At 62.9% G+C, this 26,866-nt stretch carries 16 protein-coding genes and 1 pseudogene; 8 read left to right on the forward strand and 9 right to left on the reverse strand.

All coding sequences use genetic code 11. The annotated features are described in order from the left end of the window. Positions 1-22 precede the first annotated feature (22 nt). From F506_RS20720 to F506_RS20730, 3 genes and pseudogenes are all read right to left on the reverse strand, one after another. Positions 23-4,516, reverse strand: coding sequence for a translocation/assembly module TamB domain-containing protein (locus F506_RS20720; RefSeq protein ID WP_083458138.1), 4,494 nt, complete (start codon positions 4,514-4,516; stop codon positions 23-25). A gap of 49 nt (positions 4,517-4,565) precedes the next feature. Beyond that, positions 4,566-6,199: pseudogene (locus F506_RS20725) on the reverse strand (HAL/PAL/TAL family ammonia-lyase). Between the two features lie 59 nt (positions 6,200-6,258). After that, positions 6,259-7,539 (reverse strand): urate hydroxylase PuuD, encoded by a 1,281-nt coding sequence (locus F506_RS20730; RefSeq protein WP_053200569.1) that lies wholly within the window; start codon positions 7,537-7,539, stop codon positions 6,259-6,261. 484 nt (positions 7,540-8,023) lie between these two features. On the opposite strand from F506_RS20730, the gene F506_RS20735 reads away from it, so the two are divergent. The 5 genes from F506_RS20735 (at position 8,024) to F506_RS20755 (ending at position 14,063) form a co-directional block, all read left to right on the forward strand. Further along, on the forward strand, positions 8,024-8,959 hold the full coding sequence (locus F506_RS20735; RefSeq protein ID WP_053200571.1) for a LysR substrate-binding domain-containing protein: 936 nt from the start codon (positions 8,024-8,026) through the stop codon (positions 8,957-8,959). 223 nt (positions 8,960-9,182) lie between these two features. Beyond that, entirely contained in the window at positions 9,183-10,586 is a 1,404-nt protein-coding gene (locus F506_RS20740; protein ID WP_053200573.1) for a nucleobase:cation symporter-2 family protein, read from the forward strand. 99 nt (positions 10,587-10,685) lie between these two features. Further along, a complete protein-coding gene (locus F506_RS20745; protein WP_053200575.1) occupies positions 10,686-12,455 on the forward strand; it encodes an allantoate amidohydrolase in 1,770 nt (589 codons plus the stop codon). A 437-nt stretch (positions 12,456-12,892) separates the two neighbouring features. Next, entirely contained in the window at positions 12,893-13,687 is a 795-nt protein-coding gene (locus F506_RS20750; RefSeq protein WP_053200577.1) for a thymidylate synthase, read from the forward strand. Positions 13,688-13,805: 118 nt separating this feature from the next. Next, complete coding sequence (locus F506_RS20755) at positions 13,806-14,063, forward strand: hypothetical protein (RefSeq protein WP_144424135.1); 258 nt, start codon at positions 13,806-13,808, stop codon at positions 14,061-14,063. 51 nt (positions 14,064-14,114) lie between these two features. Here the strand turns inward: F506_RS20755 and F506_RS20760 are convergent, their stop codons facing one another. From F506_RS20760 to F506_RS20775, 4 genes are read right to left on the reverse strand one after another with little or no spacing between them, the layout of a single operon-like run. After that, entirely contained in the window at positions 14,115-15,593 is a 1,479-nt protein-coding gene (locus F506_RS20760) for an efflux transporter outer membrane subunit (RefSeq protein ID WP_053200582.1), read from the reverse strand. Between the two features lie 27 nt (positions 15,594-15,620). Beyond that, the gene (locus tag F506_RS20765) at positions 15,621-16,874 is read right to left on the reverse strand and encodes an efflux RND transporter periplasmic adaptor subunit (RefSeq protein WP_083458344.1); all 1,254 of its coding nucleotides are present in this window, start codon (positions 16,872-16,874) and stop codon (positions 15,621-15,623) included. Beyond that, positions 16,871-19,435: a glucans biosynthesis glucosyltransferase MdoH gene (gene mdoH / locus F506_RS20770; protein WP_053200584.1), complete on the reverse strand. Its 2,565-nt coding sequence runs from the start codon at positions 19,433-19,435 to the stop codon at positions 16,871-16,873. The genes F506_RS20765 and mdoH overlap by 4 nt, the downstream gene beginning before the upstream one ends. Then, the gene (locus F506_RS20775; RefSeq protein WP_053200586.1) at positions 19,408-20,991 is read right to left on the reverse strand and encodes a glucan biosynthesis protein G; all 1,584 of its coding nucleotides are present in this window, start codon (positions 20,989-20,991) and stop codon (positions 19,408-19,410) included. Before F506_RS20775 ends, mdoH begins: the two co-directional genes overlap by 28 nt. 407 nt (positions 20,992-21,398) lie before the next feature. Here F506_RS20775 and F506_RS20780 point away from each other — a divergent pair, with 407 nt between their 5' ends. Both F506_RS20780 and F506_RS20785 read left to right on the forward strand, forming a co-directional pair. After that, complete coding sequence (locus tag F506_RS20780) at positions 21,399-21,914, forward strand: dihydrofolate reductase (protein WP_053200588.1); 516 nt, start codon at positions 21,399-21,401, stop codon at positions 21,912-21,914. A 367-nt stretch (positions 21,915-22,281) separates the two neighbouring features. After that, entirely contained in the window at positions 22,282-24,546 is a 2,265-nt protein-coding gene (locus tag F506_RS20785) for an arginine/lysine/ornithine decarboxylase (protein WP_053200590.1), read from the forward strand. A gap of 88 nt (positions 24,547-24,634) precedes the next feature. On the opposite strand, the gene F506_RS20790 is transcribed toward F506_RS20785, so the two are convergent. Together F506_RS20790 and F506_RS20795 are read right to left on the reverse strand one after the other, a co-directional pair. Next, a complete protein-coding gene (locus F506_RS20790; protein ID WP_053200592.1) occupies positions 24,635-25,159 on the reverse strand; it encodes a chromate transporter in 525 nt (174 codons plus the stop codon). Continuing rightward, positions 25,156-25,794: a chromate transporter gene (locus F506_RS20795; RefSeq protein ID WP_053200594.1), complete on the reverse strand. Its 639-nt coding sequence runs from the start codon at positions 25,792-25,794 to the stop codon at positions 25,156-25,158. Before F506_RS20795 ends, F506_RS20790 begins: the two co-directional genes overlap by 4 nt. Before the next feature lie 109 nt (positions 25,795-25,903). On the opposite strand from F506_RS20795, the gene F506_RS20800 reads away from it, so the two are divergent. Beyond that, positions 25,904-26,845: a LysR family transcriptional regulator gene (locus F506_RS20800; RefSeq protein ID WP_053200596.1), complete on the forward strand. Its 942-nt coding sequence runs from the start codon at positions 25,904-25,906 to the stop codon at positions 26,843-26,845. The last annotated feature ends 21 nt before the right edge of the window (positions 26,846-26,866 follow it).

The raw sequence follows: 26,866 nt of genomic DNA on the forward strand, positions 1-26,866 counted from the left end.
TTTTATTGCGGTAGCGGCGCCGTCAGTCGAAGCGCAGGTTGTACAGCACGTTAAGGCCGTTGATGGTGCCGGTGCGCGCCACCAGCGACCAGCGTCGCGATAGCTGCCAGGTGGCCTTGGCGATGCTGGCCGCGCCGGTCAGGCTTTGCTCGTAGCCGACAGAGAGTTTTTCCGAGATCGACTTGCCCAGATTGACCACCTGCTCGTCGGACAGGCCCGATTCGCTGGCGCCGATCGAGAACTGGTCGAGACCGATGTCCTTGGCGATCTTCTTGCCGCCGAAGTTGCCGACGAAGGCCAGCGCCTGGCTGCTGGCGCTGCGTTGACCCAGGCCGGAACTGTCGCTGCCGTGGCCGAACATCATCCACGAGAGCTTCTCGTCATCGGGCACGTTCGGTTCCGACACCAGGCGCACGCGCGGCAGGTTGGCGTTGCCCGTGACCTCGACGCCGGCCTCGACGTCCTGATTGCGGCGCATGGCGAGGATGTTCAGGTTCGGATTGCTGATCGGTCCCTGGAAGTTGATGATGCCGCGCTCGATGTTGAGCTTGGTGCCAAAGGCTTCATAGGTGCCTTCGGCGACGCGTACGGTGCCGGTGGCGCGCAGCGGCAGCAGCGGCTCGCTGCGCACGTTCATCTCGCCGCGCAGCTTGAGGTCGGCGCCGCTGCCGTTGAAGCGGAAGTTGTTGCCAAGGTCCACCACGATATTCATGACCGGCGCAAAACGTCCGGCCGGCTTCTCGGTCGCGGCCGTGAGTTTTTCCTTCGACGTCGCGGCCGCGCCGGCCTTGGCCCGCGACTTGCCATCCTTGTCCTTGCGCACGATCACGACATCGTCGCCAAGCTTGGGCGCGCTGCTCTTGGGCAGGTCGAACAAGGCCTTGTCGACCGTGAACTTGCCGTCGATGCGCAGCTGCTCGTTGACGTTGGCCAGCTTGGCCTGACCCGACAGCATCAGCTGGCGGTCGGGGCTGGCGAACAGCTGCAGGCGGTCGGCCACGATGGTGGCGTTGAGGTCGGGATCGGCGTCGCCCAGTTTCACCTTGCCGGTAGCGCGCAGCGTGCCTTCGCCGCCGTGGAATTCGATCTGGCGCAGGTCGATCACATTGTCGTCCATGGCGATGCGTACGGTGCCTTCCTTGAGCTGGATGCCCTGGTCGAACAGCGTCACGGCCAGGCCGTCGCCGTTGATGGCGCCGGTCAGGCGCGGCTTGGCCAGCGTGCCGGCGGCGTTGAGGTCCATCGCGAGCTTGCCGTCGAGACTGTATTGCGGACCGAGCAGGGCGCCGACGGTCTTGACCTCGGGTACGTTCAGGCGTGCGTGGGCGGTCAGCGGCGAGTCCGGCAGCAGTGTCAGCACGCCGTCCTGATGCAGCAAGCCGGCCTGGCCCTGCGCTTCGATGGCGCCGATGCGATCGGCGACGACGCGGCCGTTGAATTTCGCATCGCGGCCGGCGAGGTCAACGCGCAGCTGCAGCGCCGACAGGCCCAGCGCCACTTGCGAAACGCCGGTGTTGACGGCGACGTCGCCGCTCTTGCGCAGCACCTGCAAGAAGCCGGACGCAGTGTCGGCCAGCGAGAAATTCCAGTCGGCGTCAAGCACCAGGTCGGTCTTCGCTGGCGGAGCAGTACCGGTCATCTCCCGCACCAGTTCCAGGATGCGGCCGACATCGAGGGCCTTGGCGCTGCCTTCGGAACGGATACGGCCTTGCTGGTAGCTCAGGCTGCGCAGGTCGATCGCCATGCGGTCGACATTGAGCCGGGTGGCGCCGGCCACCAGCGTGTCGGCGGCCAGCGTGAGACTGAGTGGCGACGCCAGCGCGATGCGCGGCAGGCCCTGGTTCTCGAGTTTGTCGATGACGCCGTTCCAGCCGTAGCCGTTCTTGTCTTCGGTGACTTTGCCGTGGGCGTTGAGCTGCAGGGCCAGCGTCTGGTTGCGCACGCGACCGTCGGCTTGCACGGCCAGCTTGTGGTCGCCGTAGGTGCCGGACAGGCTCAGTTTCAGTTGCTTGAGTGCAGCGTCGGGGCCGCTATAGCCATCCCCGTCGATGCTCAGTTGCAGCTTGTTGCTGGCCGACGCGGCGCTCGCATTGAGATCGGTCTGCAGGTCGGCCTGGCCATCGAAGCGATTCAGCTGGTGCGGGCCGAAGGCCAGTTGCCGGCCGCTATAGGTCGCACGCAGGTTGGGACGCTGCATGCTGCCGGTCAGCTGGCCGTCCAGCTTGAGGAGGCCGGAAATCCCGAAGCCCAGTCGCGCCAGCTGCGGCGCATCGAGGTGGATGTCGAGCTTGTCGGCAGGGGCGCCGAACGCACCCTTGAGCTGCAACTGGTTGCCCGCCACCAGCAGCTCCAGGCTGCTCGGCAGCAGGCGCTTGCCGGCCAGTTGCAACTTGCCGGCGCCGCTCATCGGCAACTGGTCATAGCTGCTGTCGTAGATGGTGAAATTCAGCTTCGCCTGCAATGCCGGCGAGAGCGAGCCGGTGGTGTCGAAGTCCATGTTGATGCGCGCGGTGACCGGGTGCGCTGCAATGCCGGCGTCAGCGCCGCTGCCGGACCTGGCCGGCGCCTTGCCGGTCTTCACCCACAGCGAAGGATCGAAGTCGGCCAGCTTGCCCTTGAAGGCATATTCCATGGCGCCCACCGTAGCCAGCGTGCCGGCCAGCTCCAGTCGCGCCTTCCGGGCCGTCAGCGATACCTGCCTTAGCGTGACCTGTTCAGGCGTGATGGCGGCGTCGGCGTGGATGCCGTACTGCGCATCCTGCAGTTTCAGAACCACATCCTGGCCGCCCGGATGGAGGACGACGTTGAGCGGTCCGGCCAGGCGGGTCGGTTTGAGTTCGTTGTGGATCGCTTGCAGGTCCAGTCCGGCGACGTCGAAGTCGAAGCGGCCTGTCTTGTCCGCCGGATGAAATTCACCTTTGCCCGTCAGCATCGCATCCTTGAGCAGCGCCACGCGCAAGTCGCTCAGCTGCTGGCTGTCGACGCCGAGGTCGACCCTGGCCTTGACCGAGGTCAGCGGCAGGCGTTGCCGGTCGAGACTGCCGGGGATGGCGTTGGAGATCGCGACCGGGCCGGCCACACGGAGGTTCTCTGCCGTCGCGCCGGCCACCGGCGCCAGATCGGCGCGCAGTTGCAGGTCGGCTTTCGGCGCGCCGCTGCTGAAGGCTTGCGGATTGACATGCTGCACGTCGATCCTGGCGCGCTTGAGCGGCACCGTGGCAAACGGCGTGGCGACGACGTTGCCGACCACTTCGCCGCCTTCTTTGGCAATCGCCGATGCCGCCAGCGCCAGTTGATTGGCCTGCCGTGCATTGTCCGAGTTCTGCTTGACGGTGGAGGTCAGTTCTTCCATCGCGGAAGCGGTTTCTTCCAGGGCTCCGGCTTGCTGCTCGGTGCGGCCGGACAAGTCGAGGTTGCCGCTGGCGATTTCGGACGACGATACCTTGACGGCGTCGCTGGTATGCCGGATCTCTTGCAAGATGGTGGTGATCTTTTGCACGAAGACGTTGAAGGACCTGGCGATCTGGGTGACTTCATCCTTGCCGTCTTCCGGCAGGCGCATGGTCAGGTCGCCGTTGCCGGAACCGATGCTGTCCATCGCATTGCGCACCTGCGACAGGCGCCGGAACACCGCCGCAGTGATCAGTCGCAGGATCAGTGCCGCCAACGCCGCCACCAGCACGATGGCGATCAGCGACGATTGCGTGGCGTGGCGCATGCCGGCGTTGACGTCGGCCTTGTCGATCGCCACCAGCAAGGTCCATTCGGTGTCTTTGACCGCGATTGCCTGAACCAGCTTGGCGGCGCCGTTGAGCACGATTTCCTTGCTGGCGTCATTGCCGGCCAGGCTATTGAGACGTTCCGCCGTCAGTTCGGGGTTCCAGTCCTTGACCGGCTTGTTGATCCATTGCGCATCCGGGTGGGCCAGCATCATGCCGTCGCGGTCGACCAGGAAGGCAAAACTGGCCGGGGTCGGATGCACCGCTTTCACCACATTGCTGACGCCGTCGAGGAACACCGCAGCCGCCACCACGCCCTGCAAGACGCCGTCTTTTCTCACCTGCGCGGTGAAGGACACCATCGGTTTCTTCGTCACGACATCGGTGTAGGGTTTGGTCACCACGGCCTTTCCGGCCTTGACCGATTGCTGGTACCAGGACCGACCGGTCGGATCGTAGCCGGCCGGCAATCCCTCGGCGGACGTGTAGGCAGTCTTGTCTTCCTTGCCGAAGGTCGTGACATAGAAGCCGCCGCTCTTCTGCAACTGCTTGATGACGAATACCGGATCGGCTTGCAACACACCGTCTGCCGCTGCCGCGGCCATGCTGGCCTTGGCCGCGACCCATTCGTTGATCGCCGAGGCATAGCCGTCGGCAATGGAACGCGCGCTCTCGTCGATGGCGCGGTCGTTGTCCGCCTTGACGATGACGTAAGAGACGGCGCCGACTACGCCCAGGCTCGCAACAAGCAAGGCAATGCTGAAAAATAAAATACGCGTTCTGATTGAGGTAAACATGACGGCCCTTCCCTGTTTGTTTTTTTAATTGACTATCCGGCGAACCGGTTCAGACGAACTTGCCGATCCGCGCCACCACCGCCTCACGCACCGACCCGCTGGTAATGAACGAATGCGCTGCCTGGATATCGTTGTGGAACCAGCGGTCGCCATCCAGGCACGCCGGGATTTGCTTGCGGATCTCTTCATACGCCGCCTGCGTTCCCTCGCCCAGCACGAAGTCCTTCAACAACTCTTCCGTCATGGTCAGCCCCTGCGCCGCCAGCAGCATCTCCACGCCGACGATGTACTGCGTATTGGCCACCACCGTGGCGGCCTTCGCGCGCACCAGGTCGAGTTGGAGACGTGGTCTTCGCTGTTGCCCTTGGACGGGATGCTGTCGACGCTGCCCGGCATGGACAGCGTGCGGTTTTCCATGACCAGCGAACTCATCGAGCACTGCACCACCGGATAGCCGGTGTTGACCCCGCGCACGCCGCTCATCAGGTTGCGCGGCAGGCCCCACGACAGGGTCGGGTCGATCAGCCGCGCAATGCGGCGTTCGCAGATGCTGCCCAGGTCGGTGATGGTCATCGCCAGCAAGTCCATCGCCTGCGCCAGGTACTGGCCGTGGAAGTTGCCGCCGGAGATGATCTCGAAGCCGCCGCCTTCTTTGTCAAAGATCAGCGGATTGTCGGTGGCGGAGTTGATTTCCTTGTCGACGATGGTGTCGATGTAGTCCAGCGCATCGAACACCGGGCCATAGACCTGCGGCGCGCAGCGCAGCGAGTAGACGTCCTGGATGCGCGAGGAGTACGGAATGTCGGTGCGGCGCGATTCGTCCGGCAGTTGCACCGCACGGGCTTCGTGGGTGGTGCGGGTCGATCCCTTCAGCAAAGTGCGAATGACTTCTGCGGTCTTGATCTGGCCGGCGTGCGGGCGCGCCTGCTGGATGCGGGGGTCGAAGGCGGACATCTCGGCCCGCATGGCTTCGAGCGTGAGGCCCAGCGAGACGCAGGCGTCGGTGAGCAGGTTGCGCGAATCGTGCGCGGCCAGCACGGCCACGGCCAGCGAGGCGGTGCAGCCGTTGATCAGCGCCGAGGCGTCCTTGGCCTTGAGGTCGAACTTGACCGGGCCGATGCCGGCCTGGGTGATGGCGTCGGGAGCGCTCATGCGCTTGCCCTGGTACATCACTTCGGCTTCGTCGAAACCGACGATGGCGGCGGCCAGGTAGGCCAGCGGCGCCAAATCTCCGGAGGCGCCGACGGAACCCTTTTGCGGCATGATCGGATGGATGCCGGCATTGAGGAAGGCCAGCAGCCGATCGACCACTTCCACGCGCGGGGCGGAGTAGTTGCTGGCGAAGGCGTTGGCGCGCAGCAGCATGGTGGCGCGGCTGACTTCTTCGGAGAACGGTTCGCCGATGCCGGCGCTGTGCGCCTTGATGAGCTGGGTCTGGAACAGTTCGATGTGCTCGACCTTGATGCGGGTGTCCTTCAGCAAGCCGACGCCGGTGTTGAAGCTGTACATCATGGGCGCTTCGTCGTGCATCCAGGTCGATTCGATGAAGTCGCGGCTTTGCTTCAGGGCCGCACGCGAGGAGTCGGCCAGCGCGACTTTGGCGTACGTGCCATTGGCTCCGCGCGAGACGCTGACGACTTGCGCGGCGTTGAGGTTGAAACCGTCGATGGTGATGGTGGTCATGAATGAATATTCCTTGAATTTCTCTGTCGATGTCTCTATCGATTTCTCTGGCGGTCGGATTACTTCGCGCCCGCTTCGAACCAGGCGCCGATCAGCGCGCGCTCTTCGTCGGTCATGTGCGTCATGTTGGCCAGCGGCATGTCCTTGGTCTGGACCGCACGCTGGTACACCTTGGCGGCGTGCTGGCGAATCAGCTCCGGCGTCTGCAGCATCATGCCTGCCGGCGCGGTGGCGAAACCGGCCTGCGTCGGCTGCGCGGAGTGGCAGCTGGCGCAACGCTGGGTGATGACTTCCTGCACGCGGGCAAAGTCTACGCCGCTCGCCGCGGCGGCGACAGGTACAGTTGCTGTGCTATCCGTGCTTGCGCCGGCAACGGCGGCCGGTGAAACTGCCGGTACAGCGGCAACCTTCGGCAGCGGCTTAGGCGCAATCGCGATCGCCACCGCCAGCAGCAGCACACAGCCGGCAATCGGAAAGCCGATCGAGACCTTGCCGGCATGGCGCAGGTTGAAGAAGTGACGGATCAGCACGCCGGCGGCCATGATCGCGGCCAGCACCAGCCAGCTGTACGCGTGGGTATAGGTCATCGCGTAGTGGTTGCTGATCATGATGAACAGGATCGGCAGCGTGAAGTAGTTGTTGTGCACGCTGCGCTGCTTGCCCTTCTTGCCGTAGATCGGATCGGGCGACTTGCCTTCCTTCATGGCCTCCACCAGCTTGCGCTGGCCGGGGATGATCACCATCAGCACGTTGCCGACCATGATGGTGCCGATCATCGCGCCGACGTGGATGTAGGCGGCGCGACCGCTCAGCAAATGCGTCAGCACGTAGGCCACGGCGACGATGAAGACGAACATCACGCCGCCGAGCAGGCCTTCGCGTTTGCCCAGCGGCGATTTGCACAGCAGGTCGTAGACGATCCAGCCGAGCACCAGCGTGCCGAGGCCGACGCCGACCGATTGCAGGCCGGACAGATCGGCGACCGATTTGTCGACCATCATGGCCGAGGCGTTGAAGTAATAGACGATGAACAGCATCGCAAAGCCGCTGAGCCAGGTGGCGTAGGCTTCCCACTTGAACCAGTGCAGCTCGGCAGGCAGCTCGGCAGGCGCGACCAGATACTTTTGCGGGTTGTAGAACCCGCCGCCGTGCACGGCCCACAACTCGCCGGACACGCCCTTGTTGGCCAGGTCGCTGCCTGGCTTCGGCGGACGGATGGAGTTATCCAGCCAGACGAAATAGAACGAGGCGCCGATCCACGCGATCCCGGTGATCAGATGCAGCCAGCGCACCAGCAGATTGAGCCACTCGACGCCATACGATACGAACAATGCTTCCATGTCTTCCCCACGTTTGTTCCTCACCTGCCACTGCGGGCACTTCAGGTGAGCGAGGCCGGGCCTCAGATCACAAAACGGTCGATCCGCAGCGAATGCAAAACATGCGCTCCGGATAAATAAAGAGGACTTGCGCAGAACGTCTCCTGCTCCTGCGTAAATCTTCGTTACCTGCTGCCGCGACGACCTTGATGGCGATTGCCATCTGTTATTTCTCAGTCGCAGCCTGCGCACAGAGGGTGCGACTGGGATGCTGGAACGATAAACGTGTTGGTTCTTTAAAACATCGCCAACATCTTATATTTGACATACGCATATCCATATACAACAATGATCAGGTTATGTGGGAAGCTCTATACACTGAAAAATATAACAAGAGACCTTTCATAACATCAACAACGTGCGGCCACCCTCCACGGGTAAGAAGGCAGTCCAGCGCGCCCTGCGCAGACGCCCGCCTCGCTTTACCAGTTATCCGGAGACAATCATGTCCAGGCTGCCAGACCATCTCGATATCCACCTGATCCGCATTCTCTATCTGTTGCTGTGCGAAAAGAACGTCTCGCGCGTCGCCCTCAAGCTCAACCAGCCGCAACCATCGATCTCGGCCTCTCTGCGCAAGCTGCGCGAACTCACGGGCGATCCGTTGCTGGTGCGCGGCGCGCGCGGCATGGTGCCGACCCAGCACGGCGAGAGCCTGCTCAAGCCGGCCAAGCGCATCCTCGACGAAACCGAGCGTCTGTTCGTGCCCAAGACCGCCTTCGTGCCGCAAGAAGAAGCGCGCACCTTTCACATTGCCGCGCCGGACTACATGAACACGCCCTTTTTCACCGAGGTCATCGCACGCCTGCGCCGCGAGTCGCCCAAGAGCCACATCGTGATCCACGCGCTCGGCCCCGAGACCGATTACGTGCGCCTGCTGTCGGATGGAGAACTCGACCTCGTCATCGCCAACTGGGATGAGCCGCCGCCGCATTTGCATTTGTCCAAACTGTTCGACGATCCCATCGTCTGCCTGATGCGCTCCGATTGCGCCTACGCCAAACGCACGGCCAGGGACGCCATGACCATCGAGGACTACCTGACCCTGCCGCATGCCGCACCGTCGCAGATTTTGCCCGGCTACCACGGCACCATCGACACCTTCCTGGAGAAGCAGAATCTTCGCCGCAACGTCGTGGTGGAGTCGGCGCATTTCCGCATGCTGCCCTACATGGTGGCACAAACCGACCTGGTGCTGAGCGCCGGCCAGCAGTTTGCCAGCTTCTATGAAAAAACCTTGTCGCTAAAGAGTTACAGCGTCCCGGTGAAATTTCCGCCGCTGCGCTTTTACCAGTTATGGCACGAGCGCGTGCATCAGGCGACCGAACACAAATGGCTGCGCGCGCAAGTCAGCGCGGCGGCGAAAATGCTTGCCGGATAAGGATTGTCGGCAACATTCACGTCACGCTGCTTATATCCACATTCAGAAAACGAGTATTGGCTGACCTATATATCGGGCCGGGTGATTTACTTTAGTATCGGCCCACAAGCCTGTACGGAGGATCCTGCTCAGAATCTGCACCCTTCTGCAAGGACTTGAAGAAAGGCCGCAGCAAGCAGCATCCGGCTTGCAACGGCCTTCATATAAAAACTTGGAGACAGCCATGACAACGCAAAGCCCTCAGGGTCACCCGGTAGACGAAAGACTGCCGATACTCAAACTTGCCGCGCTGGGCATGCAGCACGTACTCGTGATGTATGCCGGCGCCATCGCAGTACCGCTTATCGTCGGCGGTGCCCTAAACCTGCCTAAATCCGAAATCGCCTACCTCATCAGCGCCGACCTGTTCTGCTGCGGCCTGGTCACCATTATTCAAAGCCTCGGCATCTGGAAGTTCGGCATCCGCATGCCGGTCATGATGGGCGTCACCTTTGCCGCCGTCGGACCGATGGTCGCCATGGCCAACAATCCTTCGCTGAGCATCCTGCATATCTACGGGGCGGTGATCGCGGCCGGGATATTCTGCATCCTGGCCTCGCCCTACATGAGCAAGCTCATGCGCTACTTCCCGCCGGTGGTCACCGGCACCGTCATCACGGTCATCGGCGTATCGCTGATGGGCGTCGGCATCAACTGGGCGGCCGGCGGCCAACCCATCATCGGCAGGCTTGTCGACGGCGTCTTCGTCAAGATCCCCAACCCTGACTACGGTTCGCCGCTGAGCCTGGCGATTGCCGCCGTGGTCCTCGTCTCCATCCTGCTCATCACCAAATACGTCAAGGGCTTCATCGCCAACATCTCGGTGCTGATGGGCATGATCGTCGGCTTCGTCATCGCCCTGTCGCTGGGCAAGATCAACTTTGACGGCCTCGGCGCAACCGACTGGTTCGCGATGATCAAGCCCTTCCACTACGGCTGGCCGCAGTTCGACGCCGGCTCCATCATCAGCATGTGCCTGGTCATGATCGTCACCATGATCGAATCGACCGGCATGTTCATGGCGCTGGGCGACATCGTCGAGAAGAAGGTCGACGACCGCACGTTGGCGCGCGGCCTGCGCGTGGACGGCCTGGGCACGGTCATCGGCGGCATCTTCAATACCTTCCCGTACACCTCGTTCTCGCAGAACGTCGGCCTGGTCGGCGTTACCGGCATCCGCAGCCGCTATGTCTGCGTGGCCGCCGGCGTGATCCTGGCGGCATTCGGCCTGTTCCCCAAAATGGCGCACGTGGCCGCCTCGATCCCGCAATTCGTGCTGGGCGGCGCCGGCATCGTGATGTTCGGCATGGTGGCGGCAACCGGCATCAAGATCCTTGCCAAGGTCGATTTCAACACCAACCGCAACAACCTGTTCATCGTCGCCATCAGCATCGGCGTGGGCATGATCCCGATTGTGGCGCCGACCTTCTTCGACAAAATGCCGGGCTTCTTGTCCACGGTCTTCCATAGTGGCATATTGCTTGCATCCACCATGGCGGTCGTACTGAACGTGTTCTTCAACGGCCGCGGCAGCGATGAAGAAGTCGCCGACTATGCGTTGGCGGCGGCACAAAGTTCGGATCATTGAAACTTGACATTTGAAACTTGAAACACGACAGGACGGGGCGCCGTCCTGTCAAAACAACCAGCAGGCAACCAGCAGCATTTATCGGCAACAGGTATCACGATGACCACACTAGAACAATTGAACGGCAGCGCCGCGCGCGACGTACCGGCTTTCGTCAAGACCCTGCACGGGATCTACGAGCACTCGCCATGGATTCCGGAGCGGGCAGCCGCACTCGGCCCCTTCGCCACTATCACGGCGCTCAAGCAGTCGCTGCAAGGCGTGGTGACCGCCGCCGACCGGACGGAACAGCTGGGCCTGATCCGCGCCCACCCCGAACTGGCAGGCAAGGCCGCCATCGCCGGCGAACTGACTGCCGAGTCCACCGGCGAACAAGCCAAGGCCGGCCTCAACCTGTGCACGCCGGAAGAATTCGCCACGCTGCAAAAGCTCAATGCCGATTACAACGCAAAATTCGGCTTCCCCTTCATCCTCGCGGTCAAGGGTGCCACCGGCAAGGGCCTGACGCGCCAGCAGATCATCGCCACCTTCACGCGCCGCCTGCGCAACCAGCCGGAAGACGAACTGCGCGAAGCGCTGCGCCAGATCGGCCGCATTGCCGAAATGCGCATCAACGACCTGCTCGGCTACACGCCGGCCATCGGCGCCACCATCATGGAATGGGCTGAAGAGATCGGCGCCTGGAGCGAAGACGAAGGCGCGCTGACCTGCACCTACATGACCGACGCCCATCGCCGCACTGCCGACCAGATCGCCCACTGGATGCGCGAAGCCGGCATGCATGCGCATATCGACGCGGTCGGTAACGTGGTCGGCCGCTACCTCTCGACCGATCCGCAAGCCAAGACATTGATGACCGGCTCGCACTACGACACGGTGCGCAACGGCGGCAAGTACGACGGCCGCGAAGGCATCCTGCTGCCGATCGCCATCGTCAGGCACCTGCACGAAAAAGGCGAAACCCTGCCCTTCCATTTCGAGATCATCGCTTTCTCGGAAGAAGAAGGCGTGCGCTTCAAGAGCACCTTCCTGGGCAGCAACGCCATCATCGGCCAGTTCGACCTCAACCTGCTCAACCTCACCGATCGCGATGGCGTCAGCATGCGCGACGTCCTCACGCAAGCCGGCCATGACGTCACCACGATTCCGCAGATCGCGCGCGATCCGTCCGACTTGCTCGGCTACGTCGAAGTCCACATCGAACAAGGCCCGGTCCTGCTCAACCGCGACCTCCCGGTTGGCATCGTCACCTCGATCGCCGGCAGCTCGCGCTACCTGGTCAACCTCAAAGGCGTCGCCAGCCACGCCGGCACCACGCCGATGAGCATGCGCAAGGACGCCGCCGCCGCCGCCGCCGAAATCATCCTCTACGTCGAGCAGCGCTGCAGCCAAGACCAGCACGCCTCGCTGGTCGGCACCGTCGGCCAGCTGCAAGTGCCGAACGGCTCCACCAACGTCATTCCCGGCGCGTGCACCCTGTCGCTGGACATCCGCGCCGCCCGCGACGACGTGCGCGACGCCGCGGTGGAAGACGTGCTCGGAAAAATCGAAGAAATCTGCCAGCGCCGCAGCGTCGACGCCAACATCGAAAAAACGGTCTCCGCCCCCGCCGCCCCTTGCGCCGGCTGGCTGATGCAACAACTCGCCGCGGCCACCGAACGCGCCGGCGTCAAACCGTTCGAACTGGCCTCCGGCGCCGGCCACGACGCCATGACGATCGCCAGAATCACCGACGTCGCCATGCTCTTCACGCGCTGCGGCAACGGCGGCATCAGTCATAACCCGCTGGAGACGATGACGGCCGATGACGCGGAAGTGTCGGCGCAGATCCTGTTGGATTTCCTGCGGAATTTCAAGGCGAAGGTTTAAGCAGTAACGTCGCAAGCGACAACGCCAGAAGCCTCAATCACGATGCCGAAGGCGAGCCACCCAAGGCAATGCGAAGCGAGGCGAAAAAGAAGTTCCGCTTATGAGTCGCCGTTGGTGACGTGCTCAAATCGGATAAAGAAGGGAAACTTGTCTGAGCGCAGCGAGTTTGTTTCCCTTCCCGATTTGAGTACGGCGCCAACGGGAACCCCGAAGGGGCGGCGAGTCGCGGTCGCCTTTCTTTGCTTACTTTCTTTGGCGAAGCAAAGAAAGTGAGCGGCTGCCGGGCCGCCCCCGGCAACCACGGTTGATCGAAGAAAAAACAGAATCAGCTACAGACAAAGGCAAGTCGGAACAAAACCAACTGCACGACCGCCCCCAAACCCTGCCCACTTCCCCAAATAAGCTACAATCCCCTCATTCCATCAGCACCAAACCCCATGCGCCAATACCTCGATTTCATGCGCCACGTCTACGAACATGGCACCGAAAAAACCGACCGCACCGGCACCGGCACCCGCTCCGTCTTCGGCCACCAGATGCGCTTCAACCTGCAGGAAGGCTTTCCCCTGCTGACCACCAAGAAGCTGCACATCAAGTCCATCGTGCATGAACTGATCTGGTTCCTGGCCGGCTCGACCAATATTGCTTATTTGAAAGACAACGGCGTCAAGATCTGGGACGAATGGGCCGACGCGGAAGGCAACCTGGGACCGATCTACGGCTACCAATGGCGCTCCTGGCCCGCCCCCAACGGCGAACACATCGACCAGATCGCCCAGGTCGTCAGCCAGATCAGGAACAACCCCGACTCACGCCGCCTGATCGTGTCCGCATGGAACGTGGCCGACATCCCGCAGATGAAGTTGCCTCCCTGCCATGCCTTCTTCCAGTTCTACGTAGCCGACGGCAAGCTGTCCTGCCAGTTGTACCAGCGCAGCGCCGATATCTTCCTCGGCGTGCCGTTCAACATCGCGTCCTACGCGCTGCTGACCCACATGGTGGCGCAACAGACCGGCCTCGAAGTCGGCGACTTCGTCTGGACCGGCGGCGACTGTCATCTGTATTCCAATCACATGGAACAGGTACGGGAGCAACTGGCACGCACGCCCGGCCCGTTGCCCAAGCTGGTCATCAAGCGCAAGCCGGAGACCATCTTCGACTACCAGTTCGATGATTTCGAAATCACCGGCTACGAAGCACAGGCCCACATCAAGGCGCCCGTGGCGGTCTGAAGCCGGCGTCCCTCCTCCTTCCGTCCGTACGTGAAAACGCCTGCAATCGCAGGCGTTTTCATCTGCATCTAAGCTAAGTCGTATTTGTTATTTCCCTTCGGCGGCGCGGCATCCTATAGTGACTGCACTCACCGGCCCGAAGGGATTCCCCATGCTGCGCTCAGGAAGAAACATTGTTCTGCTGACATTCATTTGCACCCTGCTGGTGCTGGCGTTGCCAGGCGTGTCGGCGTGGGACGCGCTGTGTGCCGCAGTCATGCTCATGATCGCCGGTATCGGCGTGCTCTATCCCCTGATCGTTTCCGGACAGGCGAATCCGCCTCAGCACATACAGGACGTTGAAGTGGGGCCGGCGACGAGCGCGATCCTGTTCTGAAGAAACGCTGAAATACGAAGTCGTGAAATGAAGAGATGAACCGAACGGCGCTCAGGAAGCGCCGTTGGTTTTTTGCGGGGTGCCGCCCGAGTCGGTGCCCGGATTTCCGTAGCGGACATCGTCGCGCCAGCCGCCGCCCAGCGCCTTGTACAGCGACACCGTGGCCTGCAGCCGTTGCAGCTTGATCTGGCCGAGCTGGTTCTGCGCTTCCGACAGGATGCGCTGCGTATCAAGCACCACCATCAGATCCTCGGCGCCGCTGCGATAGCGGATTTCCGATAATTCAAACGCGAAGCGCGCCTGGTCCACTTCCTGGTTCTTGAGGCGATAGCGTTCCTCCAGGCTGCGAATCGCACCCAGCGATTTTTCCACCTCCGACAAGGCGCTCACCACCGCCGAGCGATACACCTGCACCAACTCCTGCTTCTGCGCCACTGCGAGATCGCGGCGGCTGCTCAGGCGGCCCGCATCGAAGATCGGCGCCGTCAGCGAAGCACCCAGATTGGCCAGCAGATTGGGGCCGTCGAACAGCGACAGCAGCGCGTTGCTTTGCGCGCCGGTGGAACCGGTCAGGCGGATACTCGGGAACAGCGCCGCACGCGCCACCGCGACATTGGCGTTGGCTTCGGCCAGGCGCGCTTCGGCGCGGCGGATGTCGGGACGGCGCGTGAGCAATTCGGACGGCAGACCGGCGGCAATCTTCGGCATCTGAATCGCTGCCAGGCCTTTTTCACCGACGCTGAAATTTTGCGGCGGACGTCCCAGCAGGATCGCCAGCGCAGTCTGCGCATCGCGCTCCTGCTGCATCAGGTCGGGCAACGCCGCCTGCTGGTTGGCCAGCGCCGAACGCTGGCGCGCAAGGTCCAGCGGCGAGGCGGCGCCGGCGCGGCTTTGCGCTTCGACCAGCTTGAGCACGCGCTGGGCGTTGCCGACGTTCTGCCTGGCGATTTCAAGGCGGTCGCGCAGCGACAGCACTTGCAGGAACGTCGAGACGATACCGCTGGTGACGGTCAATGCGACGGTCTCGCGGTCGTACAGGTTGGCGCGCAGCGAGGCTTCCGCGGCGGCCAGCCCGGCCCGGTTCCTGCCCCAGAAATCGACTTCGTAATTAATCTCCAGCATACCGCTGGCACTGGTGGTCGGACTACCGCCGCTCAGCGGCAAGGCGCGGTTGGCGCTCAAGGCGATATCCGCATCGGGCAACAGCGGCGCGCCGGCGATGCGCGCATTGGCCTCCGCCTGGCGTACGCGCGACATGGCGGCGGCGATTTCAAAATTGTTGCTCCGGCCCTCCTTGACCAGGCTGCTCAGTTCGGCGCTGCCAAACTGCTTCCACCAGTCGGCGTCGATCACCGGCTGCGCAGTACTGTCCGTACTATTGGCGCCGGCGGCGTCACCCCATTGTCTGGGCACATCGACCTTCTGCACCGGCTCGACATCGACCTGGGTCGCTGCACAGCCGGCCAGCAGCAAGGCCAGTACCGCCAGGGACAGGGGCTTCAGCGACGGGAATGTGGGGCGCAAGATCATGAACGAATACCTGAAATCAAACTGCGATCAGCGGGGACTGTCGCGCTGCTGCTGTGGCTGCTGCGATGACGCCACCGACGCCGGCAGCAACACCTGCTCGCCCTCGGCCAGGCCGGTCAGCACCTGGGCCTTGTCGGCGTTGCGCAAGCCGATGCGCACGTCGCGTGTTTCCAGCTTGCCGCCGGCGTGCAGGACCTTGAGCTTCTGCATGCCCTTGTTGTCCGGCTTGACCACCAGAGCCGCCGGAATGGTGATGGCGCGTTCGGCTTTGTCCAGCACGAAGAAGACGTCCGCGGTCATGCCGGCCATCAGCTCGCGGCTGGGATTGGCGACGTCGAAGAGCACCGTGTAGAACGCCCTCTTGCCCTGGCGGCCGCTGTCATCCGCCGGCAGCAGCATGATCTGGCGCAGCTTGCCGGCCCAGCGCTTGCCTGGATAGCCGGGGGTGGTGAAGTAGGCCGTCATGCCCTTGTGGAGCCGCGTCACGTCTTCTTCCGCGACGCGCGCCTGCACGCTCATCTTGCTCAGGTCGGCGATGCGCATCAGCACGTCCTGGTTGGCCGAGAGGGTCTGGCCGACGCGCGCCGACAAGGCCACCACGGTGCCGCTGATGGGAGCCACGATGCGGGTCTGCTTCTGGATCGCCTCGTCTTCCTTCATGGCGGCGTCGAGCTGCTGGATCTGGGCGTTGATGGCGTCCACTTTGGCGGCGGCCGAATACATGCCCATGCGGCTCGACTCGTAGGTTTCTTCGCGCGTGGCATTCTCGGCCTTGAGCTGGGTCTGGCGCTGGAATTGCAGTTGGGCGAAATCAAGCTGGGCGTTTTGCCCGGCCAGTTCCGCCTTCAGGCGCGCCATCTGGGCGCGATTGTTTTCGACGCGGCCGGCTTGCACCACCGGCGAGACCGCCACCAGCAGTTTGCCTTCCTTGACCGTTTCACCGATGCCGACATAGACGTCGGAAATCTGTCCCGACACCTTGGTGCCGACGTCGACGTAATTCTGCATGGCGACGTTGCCGGTGGCGTTGACCACCTGTTCGATGTCGCTGCGCTCGGCGATCACGCTTTCCAGCCGGACCGGCACCGCCTGCGGATGGCGCTGGCGATAGCCGTACCAGCCGGCGACGCCGGCGGCGATCACCAGCACCAGCGCCAACGCACTCCAGCCACGTCGCGCCAGCGTGCGGCGGCGATCGTCGCCGGACGGCGCGATCTGATCCGCCAGGTGGCGATTTTCAGCGGTCATGTCGTCGAGATTGTCCACGGGTTCCCTCTTCATGTCGGCGTCATCCAGGAAGAATGCCGCGTCGGCTGACTCCATACCGCGTAATGCAGCGCCGACAGCAGGCGCGGATCGTCAAGCAAGGTGTGCTTCTGCTTTTCGGTCAATACCCCAGGGCCGCGACGCAGCGCCTGCAGCACCAGCGAATCGCCGGCGCTGCGACCGGCGTCGGGCATGCGCGGATGACCGTGCGCACCGGCGCAGACCAAGGCGTTGACGGCCGGATCGACGACGGCGTCGATAAATCCAGGCAGCGGCGCAGTGGCGTTCAAATGCGCCACGGTGTCGCGCAGTTCGCGCGGCGCGTCGACTTCTTCGGGAATCGAAAACAGTTGGAAACGGCGAAACAGCCGGCCGAAGGAAACGCGGCTCGACAACACCGACAACGGCACCGAGAACATCAGCGAACCGGCGATCGGCATGAGCCACCAGATGAAGGACGGGTTGAGCCAGTACACCAGCGCGCCCCAGGCCACACCCAGCACGGAATGCACGCCGTGGCGGCGCACCGCCTGGCCCCAGCCGGTTTCATTATCGGCGCGCGGCGGCGACTTCCAGCTCAGCGCCCAGCCGAGGAAAGCGCCCAGCACGAAGCGCGTGTGAAACAACATGCGCACCGGCGCCAGCATCATCGAGAACAGCAGTTCGAGCAACATGCTCAGCGTGACGCGCAACGCGCCGCCGTAGCCTTTCGCCCCCTTGACGATGATCAGCAGCACGCTGAGGATCTTCGGCAGGAACAGGATGGTAGCGGTGGCCGAGACCAGCGCCAGGGCCTTTTCGGGATGCCATTCGGGCCAGATCGGGAACAACTGGCGCGGCTCGACGAAATATTGCGGGTCGATCAGCGTATGCGTCGCCAGCAGCACCGTCGACAAGGCCAGGAACAGCGCCCACAACGGCGCTGACAGATAGGCCATGACGCCGGTGACGAATACCGCACGATGCACCACATGCATGCCGCGCGCCAGGAACAGCCGGAAGTTCATCAGGTTACCCTGGCACCAGCGGCGGTCGCGGCCAAGTTCATCGAGCAGCGCCGGCGGCATTTCTTCGTAGCTGCCGTCAAGGTCGTAGGCGATCCACACCGACCAGCCGGCGCGACGCATCAGCGAAGCTTCGACGAAGTCGTGCGAGAGAATCGGGCCGGACAGATTGCCGTCGCCCGGCAACGGCGCCAGCGCGCAATGCTTCATGAACGGCGCCATCCGGATGATGGCGTTGTGGCCCCAGTAATGCGATTCGCCAAGCTGCCAGTAATGCAGTCCGGCGGTGAACAGGGGCCCGTACACGCGCGTCGAAAATTGCTGGATGCGCGCGTACAGCGTATCGCGTCCGGCAGCGCGCGGCGCGGTCTGGATGATGCCGGCGCCGGGGTGCGCTTCCATCAGGCGAACCAGCGTCGACAAGCATTGGCCGCTCATGACGCTGTCGGCGTCGAGCACCAGCATGTAGCGGTAGTCGGCGCCCCAGCGGCGGCAAAAATCGTCGAGGTTGCCGCTCTTGCGTTTGACCCGGCGGCGGCGATGGCGGTAGAAGATGCGGCCGAAGCCGTCGACTTCCTTGCACAGCGCGGCCCAGGCCTGCAGCTCGGCGACGCAGATGTCGGACTCGCCGCTGTCGCTGAGGACGAAGAAATCGAAACGGTCGAGATCGCCGTTGCGCTGCACCGATTCGTAGGTTGCGCGCAGGCCGGCAAACACGCGCGCCACGTCTTCGTTGCAGATCGGCATGACGATGGCGGTGCGCGCATCGGGCGCAATCCATTTCGGACCGGCCTGCTCGTGCGAAATCAGATACGGATCGTCGCCGCGCATGAGCACCAGGAAGCCGGTCATGGCGGTCCAGAAGCCGGCCGAAACCCAGCAGAACAGCAAGCCGAACAAACCGAGGATGACCATTTCGAGCGGCTTCTCGCCGTGGTACGGCAACACGTCGCTCATGAAATACGTGGCCAGCGCGCTTTGCATCACCATCAGGATCAGCAGCACCACGCGGCGCACGTTGCCGCTGTGCGTCCAGTAGCCGCGCGGATCCGGCGAATCGGGCAGATCGAGCGTGTCTTCGACGAAAACCGGTTCTTTCGGCGGCAGGCCCTTGCGGCGTGCTGCGCGCTGCTCGAAGGCGCGGGTGGCTTCCTCAACCCAGCGCGACAGCGGATTGAGGGTCCCCCAGGGACGCGGCACCATTGAGCGGCGGTTGAGCGGCGGCGCCAGCTTGATGTCGTCGCCGGGCCCCGGGACAGGAGGCGGCGACTCGGCCGGCCGGGCGCGTGCGGCAGGCGCCATGGCGTCGGCCGCAGCGCGCGGATAAGCCAGTTCGAGACGCCCTGCGATGGAGTCCTGCGCGGAATTGTCATGCCGATGTTGCTGCTCCCCTGCCAGCAGGCCGTGCAAGTCGCGCATGGCATCGCCGGAATCCTGCTCGCCCACGCGGGCGGTCAGCGCCTGGCGCTGTTCAGGCGTCAGCGGCAGGCGGTCGAGATAACGCTCCAGTTGTTGCGACGCGCGGGATGCGTCGGAGGCGTGCCTCAGTTGGGGGGTAATATGTAGCTCCACGTTTCAGACAGGGTTGCGCCGGCGCCGCTCTGGGCGGCATTCCTCAGGAATCCGCGCAGTTCGACCGGCTTGTTATCTTCATTGCGGCGCAATTTCAACTCCATGCGCCAGCCGCCAGTGACGTCGTTGCGCCGTGTTGTCACGCTCACGATCTTGCCGTTGCCGTCACTTTCCACTGTCCCCTCCACCCTGGCATTGGCAGGCAGCTTCTTGAGCGTGCCGCCGTCGAAATCAATCGACATGCCGATGGTGTCATCGGACTTGGCGCGATAGCCATGTCCGAAACGTGTTTGCGCCACCCAGGCCAGCGGCGGCTTTTTCTCGTTTTCCTTTTGCCAGTACATCTTGTACTCGACATTGAACGGCTGGCCCGGCTTGGGCATGGCGTTCGGCATCCAGTACGCGACGATATTGTCGTTGGTCTCGTCCGGCGTCGGGATCTGCACCAGCTCGACGCGGCCAGCGCCCCACTTGCCCTTGGGTTCGATCCAGGTGCTCGGACGCGCTTCGTAATGGTAATCCAGGTCTTCATAGCTGGAGAACTGGCGGTCGCGCTGCATCAGGCCGAAGCCGAGCGGATTGTCGAGGCTGAACGCAGTCACCAGCAGGCGCTTCGGATTGACCAGCGGACGCCAGATCCATTCGCCGGTGCCGGACTGGATCGACAGGCCGTCGGAGTCATGCACCTCGGGACGGAAATCGTCGCTCGGTCCGTTCTGGTTTTCACCGAAGAAGAACATGCTGGTCAGCGGCGCCACGCCCAGCTTGGTGACGTTGGCGCGCAGGTACAGCTGCGCCTTGACGTCAATGGTGGTGTCCACGCCGGGCCGGAGCACGAAGCGATAGGCGCCGGTGGCGCGCGGAGAATCCAGCAGCGCATAGATGGTCAGTTCCTTGTCGCCCGGGTTCGGCCGGGCCAGCCAGAACTCGGTGAAGCGCGGAAACTCCTCGCCCGAATACAGCGCCGTGTCGAGCGCCAGGCCGCGCGCCGAAATGCCGTAGCCCTGGCCCTTGCCCATGGCGCGGAAATAGCTCGCGCCGAGGAAAGTCAGGACGTCGTCTTTTTCCTTGGCGGAATTGACGGGATAGCGAATGCGGAAACCGGCGAACCCGATGTTGCGCACGCGGCGCGGATCGATGCGGGTATGGCTGTAATCGAACAATGCCGAATTGAAGGCGATCTCGCGCACTCCGCCGCCGACGATTTCATTGATGCGCACCGGCTCGACGTAACCCCCGCCCTGATGCACGAATGACAACTCGAAGGGCAGTTTTTCCGGACGCCAATAGGCGCGGTCTTGCTTGAAATGCAACTGATTGGCCTGCTCATAGCTGAGATCCTTGATCTCCTTGGGCAGTCTGTCGGCCGGCTTCTTGTACGACTTGCCGGCCAGCGCCCTGGCGCGCACCGCGACGTCGTTGAAATCGAACGCGGCGGCATTGTTTACAAACGCCAGCAGCGCGATCAGCGCAGCCGGTACAAGCACCTGGCCCAAAAGACGGGAGGATGTGGCGGCAGCTTTCAAGGCGCCCCGCCGATACAAAGATAAGACCATTGGATTTCCGTCTGACATGCAGTTTTTCTTATCCGATAACGCGCTTCCGCGTTTCGAAAGTTGGCGTAGTTTACCCAATGTTGCCCGAGTTGACCCAACACTTCGTCGGGAAACAGGGAAGACCGTGAATGATTGCCGAGTTGGCCGCGCCAGCGGGCTTCCCGCAACGGCGCTGCAGACTACGCCGGAATCGAAGTTGCCGCAAAGAACCATCGCTGACCCATCGCTGACATTACAGATGCAGGCTGGCCGGGTTGATTGAGGACATTACCGGGAATACCTCTATAAAGACAACTCCGTCCCATAAAGTTCCATCGCAGGCAGCTGTCCTGTAAGATGACGCGCTCACCGGCGACGCAAGACCATCAGGCGCGCCGGACTTCCGGCAATCCTACACAAGTATCGGCATGTCACCTACACCTTCCGCCTCCGGCGCACTGTGCGTCATCGTCGCCACCGACAGCCAGAACGGCATCGGCATCAACAACACCCTGCCCTGGCATCTGCCGGAAGACCTCGCCCACTTCAAGCGCACCACCTCGGGCCACCCGATCATCATGGGCCGCAAGACCTTCGACTCGATCGGACGGCCTTTGCCGAACCGCCGTAACATCGTCATCACGCGCAACCGCGACTGGTCGCACGCCGGCGTCGAAACAGTGTCATCCTTGCAAGAGGCGGCGGTGCTGGTGGCCGGTGCCGACGCCTTCATCATCGGCGGCGCCCAGATCTACGCCGAGTCGCTGCCGCTGGCGACGCGCCTGATCGTCACCGAAATAGCCCAGGCCTTCGACTGCGACGCCTTCTTTCCGGCCATCGACAGCAAGGTATGGCGCGAGACGGCGCGTGAAACCCGGCACGCTGAATCTCAGGGAGTCGCGCAGGGATTTGACTACGCATTTGTGACATACGAAAGACGCTGAAAGGCCTGCGGGCTTTTTTGTTGTTTTTCCCTGATTTTCAACAAAAACGCGCGGATTTTTCGCCCCATCGTTTGGCGATATCTGCGAAAATTCGGCTTCTTTTTAAAACCTGCCTCTGCTGCACCGTCGCCGCGATCCGGAACGCCAGCATGAACGCCAGGTCCACGAAGGTTCTGCCAGGCTGGAAGCGCACCGGATCCGGATCATTCCGATTCTGCCTTTCAACTCGCAGCGATATTGTTTTGACCGGTTTGCCCTATCAACAAGCAACCGTCCGAGCGCGTAAGCTTTTCGCCCAGGCGCAGTCGAAGTGTTAACTGAACTGAACGCATGACCCTGATCCCACATGCGTTCTCCTGGAGAACCTATGAAATTCCGTTTCCCCATCGTCATCATCGACGAAGATTTCCGCTCTGAAAATACTTCCGGCCTGGGCATCCGCGCCCTCGCCGACGCCATCAAGGAAGAAGGCATGGAAGTGCTCGGCGTGACCAGCTACGGCGACCTGTCGCAGTTTGCCCAGCAGCAATCGCGCGCCTCCGCCTTCATCCTGTCGATCGACGACGAAGAATTCGGCGCCGGCTCCTCCGAAGAAACCGACTTCGCGCTGAAGTCGCTGCGCGCCTTCGTCGGCGAGATCCGCCACAAGAACGCCGACATCCCGATTTACCTGTACGGTGAAACCCGCACCTCGCGCGATATCCCCAACGACATCCTGCGCGAACTGCACGGCTTCATCCACATGTTCGAAGACACGCCGGAGTTCGTGGCGCGCCACATCATCCGCGAAGCCAAGTCCTACCTCGACGGCCTGGCGCCGCCGTTCTTCCGCGCGCTGGTGCACTACGCGCAGGACGGTTCCTATTCGTGGCACTGCCCCGGCCACTCGGGCGGCGTGGCGTTCCTGAAGTCGCCGATCGGCCAAATGTTCCACCAATTCTTCGGTGAAAACATGCTGCGCGCCGACGTCTGCAACGCCGTCGAAGAACTCGGCCAGCTGCTCGACCATACCGGTCCGGTCGCCGATTCGGAACGCAATGCCGCGCGCATCTTCAATGCCGACCACTGCTACTTCGTCACCAACGGCACCTCGACCTCCAACAAGATGGTCTGGCACTCGACGGTAGCGCCGGGCGACATCGTCGTGGTCGACCGCAACTGCCACAAATCGATCCTGCACTCCATCATCATGACCGGCGCGATTCCGGTGTTCCTGATGCCGACGCGCAACCACCTCGGCATCATCGGACCGATCCCGCTGGAAGAGTTCACGATGGAGAGCATCCGCCGCAAGATCGAAGCCAATCCGTTCGCCCGCGAAGCCGTGAACAAGAAGCCGCGCATCCTGACCATCACGCAATCGACCTACGACGGCGTGGTGTACAACGTCGAGACGCTGAAGGAAATGCTGGACGGTGAAATCGACACGCTGCACTTCGACGAAGCCTGGCTGCCGCACGCGACTTTCCATGACTTCTACAAGGACATGCACGCCATCGGCAAGGACCGTCCGCGCGCCAAGAAGTCGATGATCTTCTCGACCCAGTCGACCCACAAGCTGCTGGCCGGCCTGTCGCAGGCGTCGCAAATCCTGGTGCGCGAATCGGAAACCGTGCAGCTCGACCAGGACGCCTTCAATGAAGCCTTCCTGATGCACACCTCGACCTCGCCGCAATACTCGATCATCGCCTCGTGCGATGTCGCCGCAGCGATGATGGAAGCGCCGGGCGGCACCGCGCTGGTGGAAGAAAGCATCCTCGAAGCGCTGGACTTCCGCCGCGCCATGAAGAAAATCGACCAGGAATTTGGCCAGGACTGGTGGTTCCAGGTATGGGGGCCGAACAGCTTCTCCGCCGACGGCATCGGCGAGCGCGAAGACTGGGTCATCAAGGCGGAAGACGACTGGCACGGTTTCGGCAACCTGGCCCCGGGCTTCAACATGCTCGATCCGATCAAGGCGACCATCGTTACGCCCGGCTTGTCGCTGGACGGCAAGTTCGGCGAGAACGGCATCCCGGCCTCGATCGTCACCAAGTACCTGGCGGAGCATGGCGTTATCGTCGAGAAATGCGGCCTGTACTCCTTCTTCATCATGTTCACCATCGGCATCACCAAGGGCCGCTGGAACACGCTGGTGACGGCGCTGCAGCAGTTCAAGGACGACTACGACAAGAACCAGCCGATCTGGCGCATCCTGCCCGAGTTCGCCGCCGCCAACCAGGGCCGCAACGCGCGCTACGAGCGCCTGGGTCTGCGCGACCTGTGCCAGCAAATCCATGAAACCTATCGCGCCTATGACGTCGCGCGCCTGACCACGGAGATGTACCTGTCCGACATGCAGCCGGCAATGAAGCCGTCCGATGCGTTCTCCAAGATGGCGCACCGCGAAATCGACCGTGTGCCGCTGGACGAACTCGAAGGCCGCGTCACCTCGATCCTGCTGACGCCGTATCCACCGGGCATCCCGCTGCTGATTCCTGGTGAAATCTTCAACAAGACCATCGTCGACTACCTCAAGTTCGCGCGTGATTTCAACGAGAAATTCCCGGGCTTCGAAACCGACGTGCATGGCCTGGTCAAGCGTGAAGTGGACGGCCGCCGTGATTACTTTGTGGATTGCGTGCGCCAGTAAACGACAGCGTCAGGCATAAATAAAAAGCCGATCCGGCCAACCCGGATCGGCTTTTTTATTGCCGCGGCAAGTCCGGAACAGGCGCGATCTACCGCAGGAAGATCATTCCTGCCATGGCGCCGCCGAACAGCAGCCACAAGGGATGCAGCTTGGTCTTGAGCGCGACGATCGCCGTCGCCGCCGTGATCGCCGCGAGGATGCCGTTGCTGACCGAGGCATGCGCAATCAGTGCGGCGCTGGCAGCCACCAGCCCGGCAGTCACCGGCAGCAGGCCGGACTGCACGTGACGCCGCCACGGCCGGTCCTTGAAGCGCTCCCACACGTGCAGCATCAGGATGGTCACCAGCGAAGACGGGCCGAACTTGGCGATGGTCGTGACCAGCATGCCGTAGAAGCCGGCCACGTGCCAGCCGACCAGCGTCACGATCATCAGGTTCGGTCCGGGCGCGGCCTGGCCCAGCGCAAACAGCGCGCTGAAGTCTTCCGCCGTCATCCAGTGGTGCACCTCCACCACCTGGCGCTGCATCTCCGGCAGGATCGTGTTGCCGCCGCCGAACGCCAGCACCGACAATTCCGAGAAGATCAGTCCGAGTGCAATCAGGGTCTGGATCATGATGCCGCTCCCTTCTTGACGTCATCCTTTGCGGCTTTCGCGCTTGCCTTCCCCGCGAACTTCGCCGTGATCAGCACGCTCACCGGCGTCATCACCAGCATGGTCCACAGCAGGGGAAGGCGCAGCCAGGCGATAGCGATGAAGCAGATCGTCGCCAGTCCGGCCAGCACCAGGTTCTTGCGCAGCGGCAGCGCAATCTTGACTGCCATCTGGATCAGCAAGCCGGACGCGGCGGCAGCCAGTCCCGCGAACAAATGCTTGATCAGCGGATCGTGCTGGTAATGCTGGTAGAGGATGCCCAGCATCACCACCACCATCGAGGGCACCGCAATCAGCCCGAAGATCGCCGCCAGCGCGCCTTTGACGCCGCGAAAGCGCATGCCCAGCGCCACCGACAGGTTGATGATGTTGCCGCCCGGCAGGAACTGGCACAGGCCGAGCAGCTCGACGAACTCGGCTTCGGTGAGCCAGCGATGGCGTTCGACCACCATGCGGTGCGCCAGCGGCAGCGCGCCGCCGAAGGCCGTCATGCCGAGGCCGAGGAAGCCGAGGAACAGCTCGCGCGAGGTTGGCACCACGCGGGGTTCCGGTGTCGCCGGTGCTGCTGATGAAAGTGGATTATTGTCGTTGAGCATGCTGTTTCGCCTTCTGTTCTGCGGGCCGTTGCGACCACAAACAGAAGGCTACTCTTGCGCCGTTATTTTGTCTAATATATGGCAATCACATCAACCATACATAATTAATATGTCAGCTATCGACCTGCGCCTGTTGCGCTACTTCATCGCTGTGGCCGAAGAAGGCCACCTCACCAAGGCCGCGCAACGCATCGGCATCCAGCAGCCGCCGCTGAGCCAGCAGATCCGTGCGCTCGAGACCGAGCTCGGCGTCACGCTGTTCAAGCGCCTGCCGCGCGGCATGGAGCTGACCGAAAGCGGCCAGGCGCTGCTGGCCGACGCGCGCACGATCCTGGCCCAGGTCGACTCCACCGTGGCCGGCGTGCGGCGCATCGCGCGCGGCGAGCTGGGCCGCATTGCGGTGGGTTTCACCGAGTCGGCGTCGCTGCATCCGTTCGTGCCGACCGTGATCCGCGCATTCCGCGACGCCGCGCCGGACGTCGCCTTGACCGTAGAGGAAAGCAGCACCACCGATCTGGTCCAGCTGATGAGCCGCAATCGCATTGACGTCGCCTTCATCCGCTCGCCGGTAGGCGACGTCAGCGACATCACGATCGAAACCATGATGGTGGAAGAAATGATCGTCGCCCTGCCCGCCGGCCATCCGCTGGTGCGCAACAAGCGCCGCAAGAGCGTGCCTCTGGCGGCATTGGCGGAAGAAGTGTTCGTGCTCAACCGGCGCCCCAGCGGCCCCGGGCTGTACGACACCATCATCGCAGCCTGCCGCGCCGCCGGTTTCAGCCCGCACGTCGAACAGGAGGCGCGCAAAAACCTGTCCACGCTGAGCCTGGTTGCCGCAGGCCTGGGCATCTCCATCATCCCGGCGTCGATGCGCCACGTCGAACTGGAGTCGGTGAACTACCTCAGCATCGACGACGCTCCCGGCCTCGCCGCGCCGCTGCACCTGGCGTATCGCGACAGCGGACAGTCGGGAGCGGTCAAGCGGTTTATCGTGGAAGCGAGGAAGTGCGCGAAGGCGTCGCGAGGCGCTGGTCGCCCGCCTGGCAAATAAACGTGAAAAATCCGTCGCAGG

The organism is Herbaspirillum hiltneri N3 (genome assembly GCF_001267925.1).
Taxonomy (GTDB): domain Bacteria; phylum Pseudomonadota; class Gammaproteobacteria; order Burkholderiales; family Burkholderiaceae_D; genus Herbaspirillum; species Herbaspirillum hiltneri.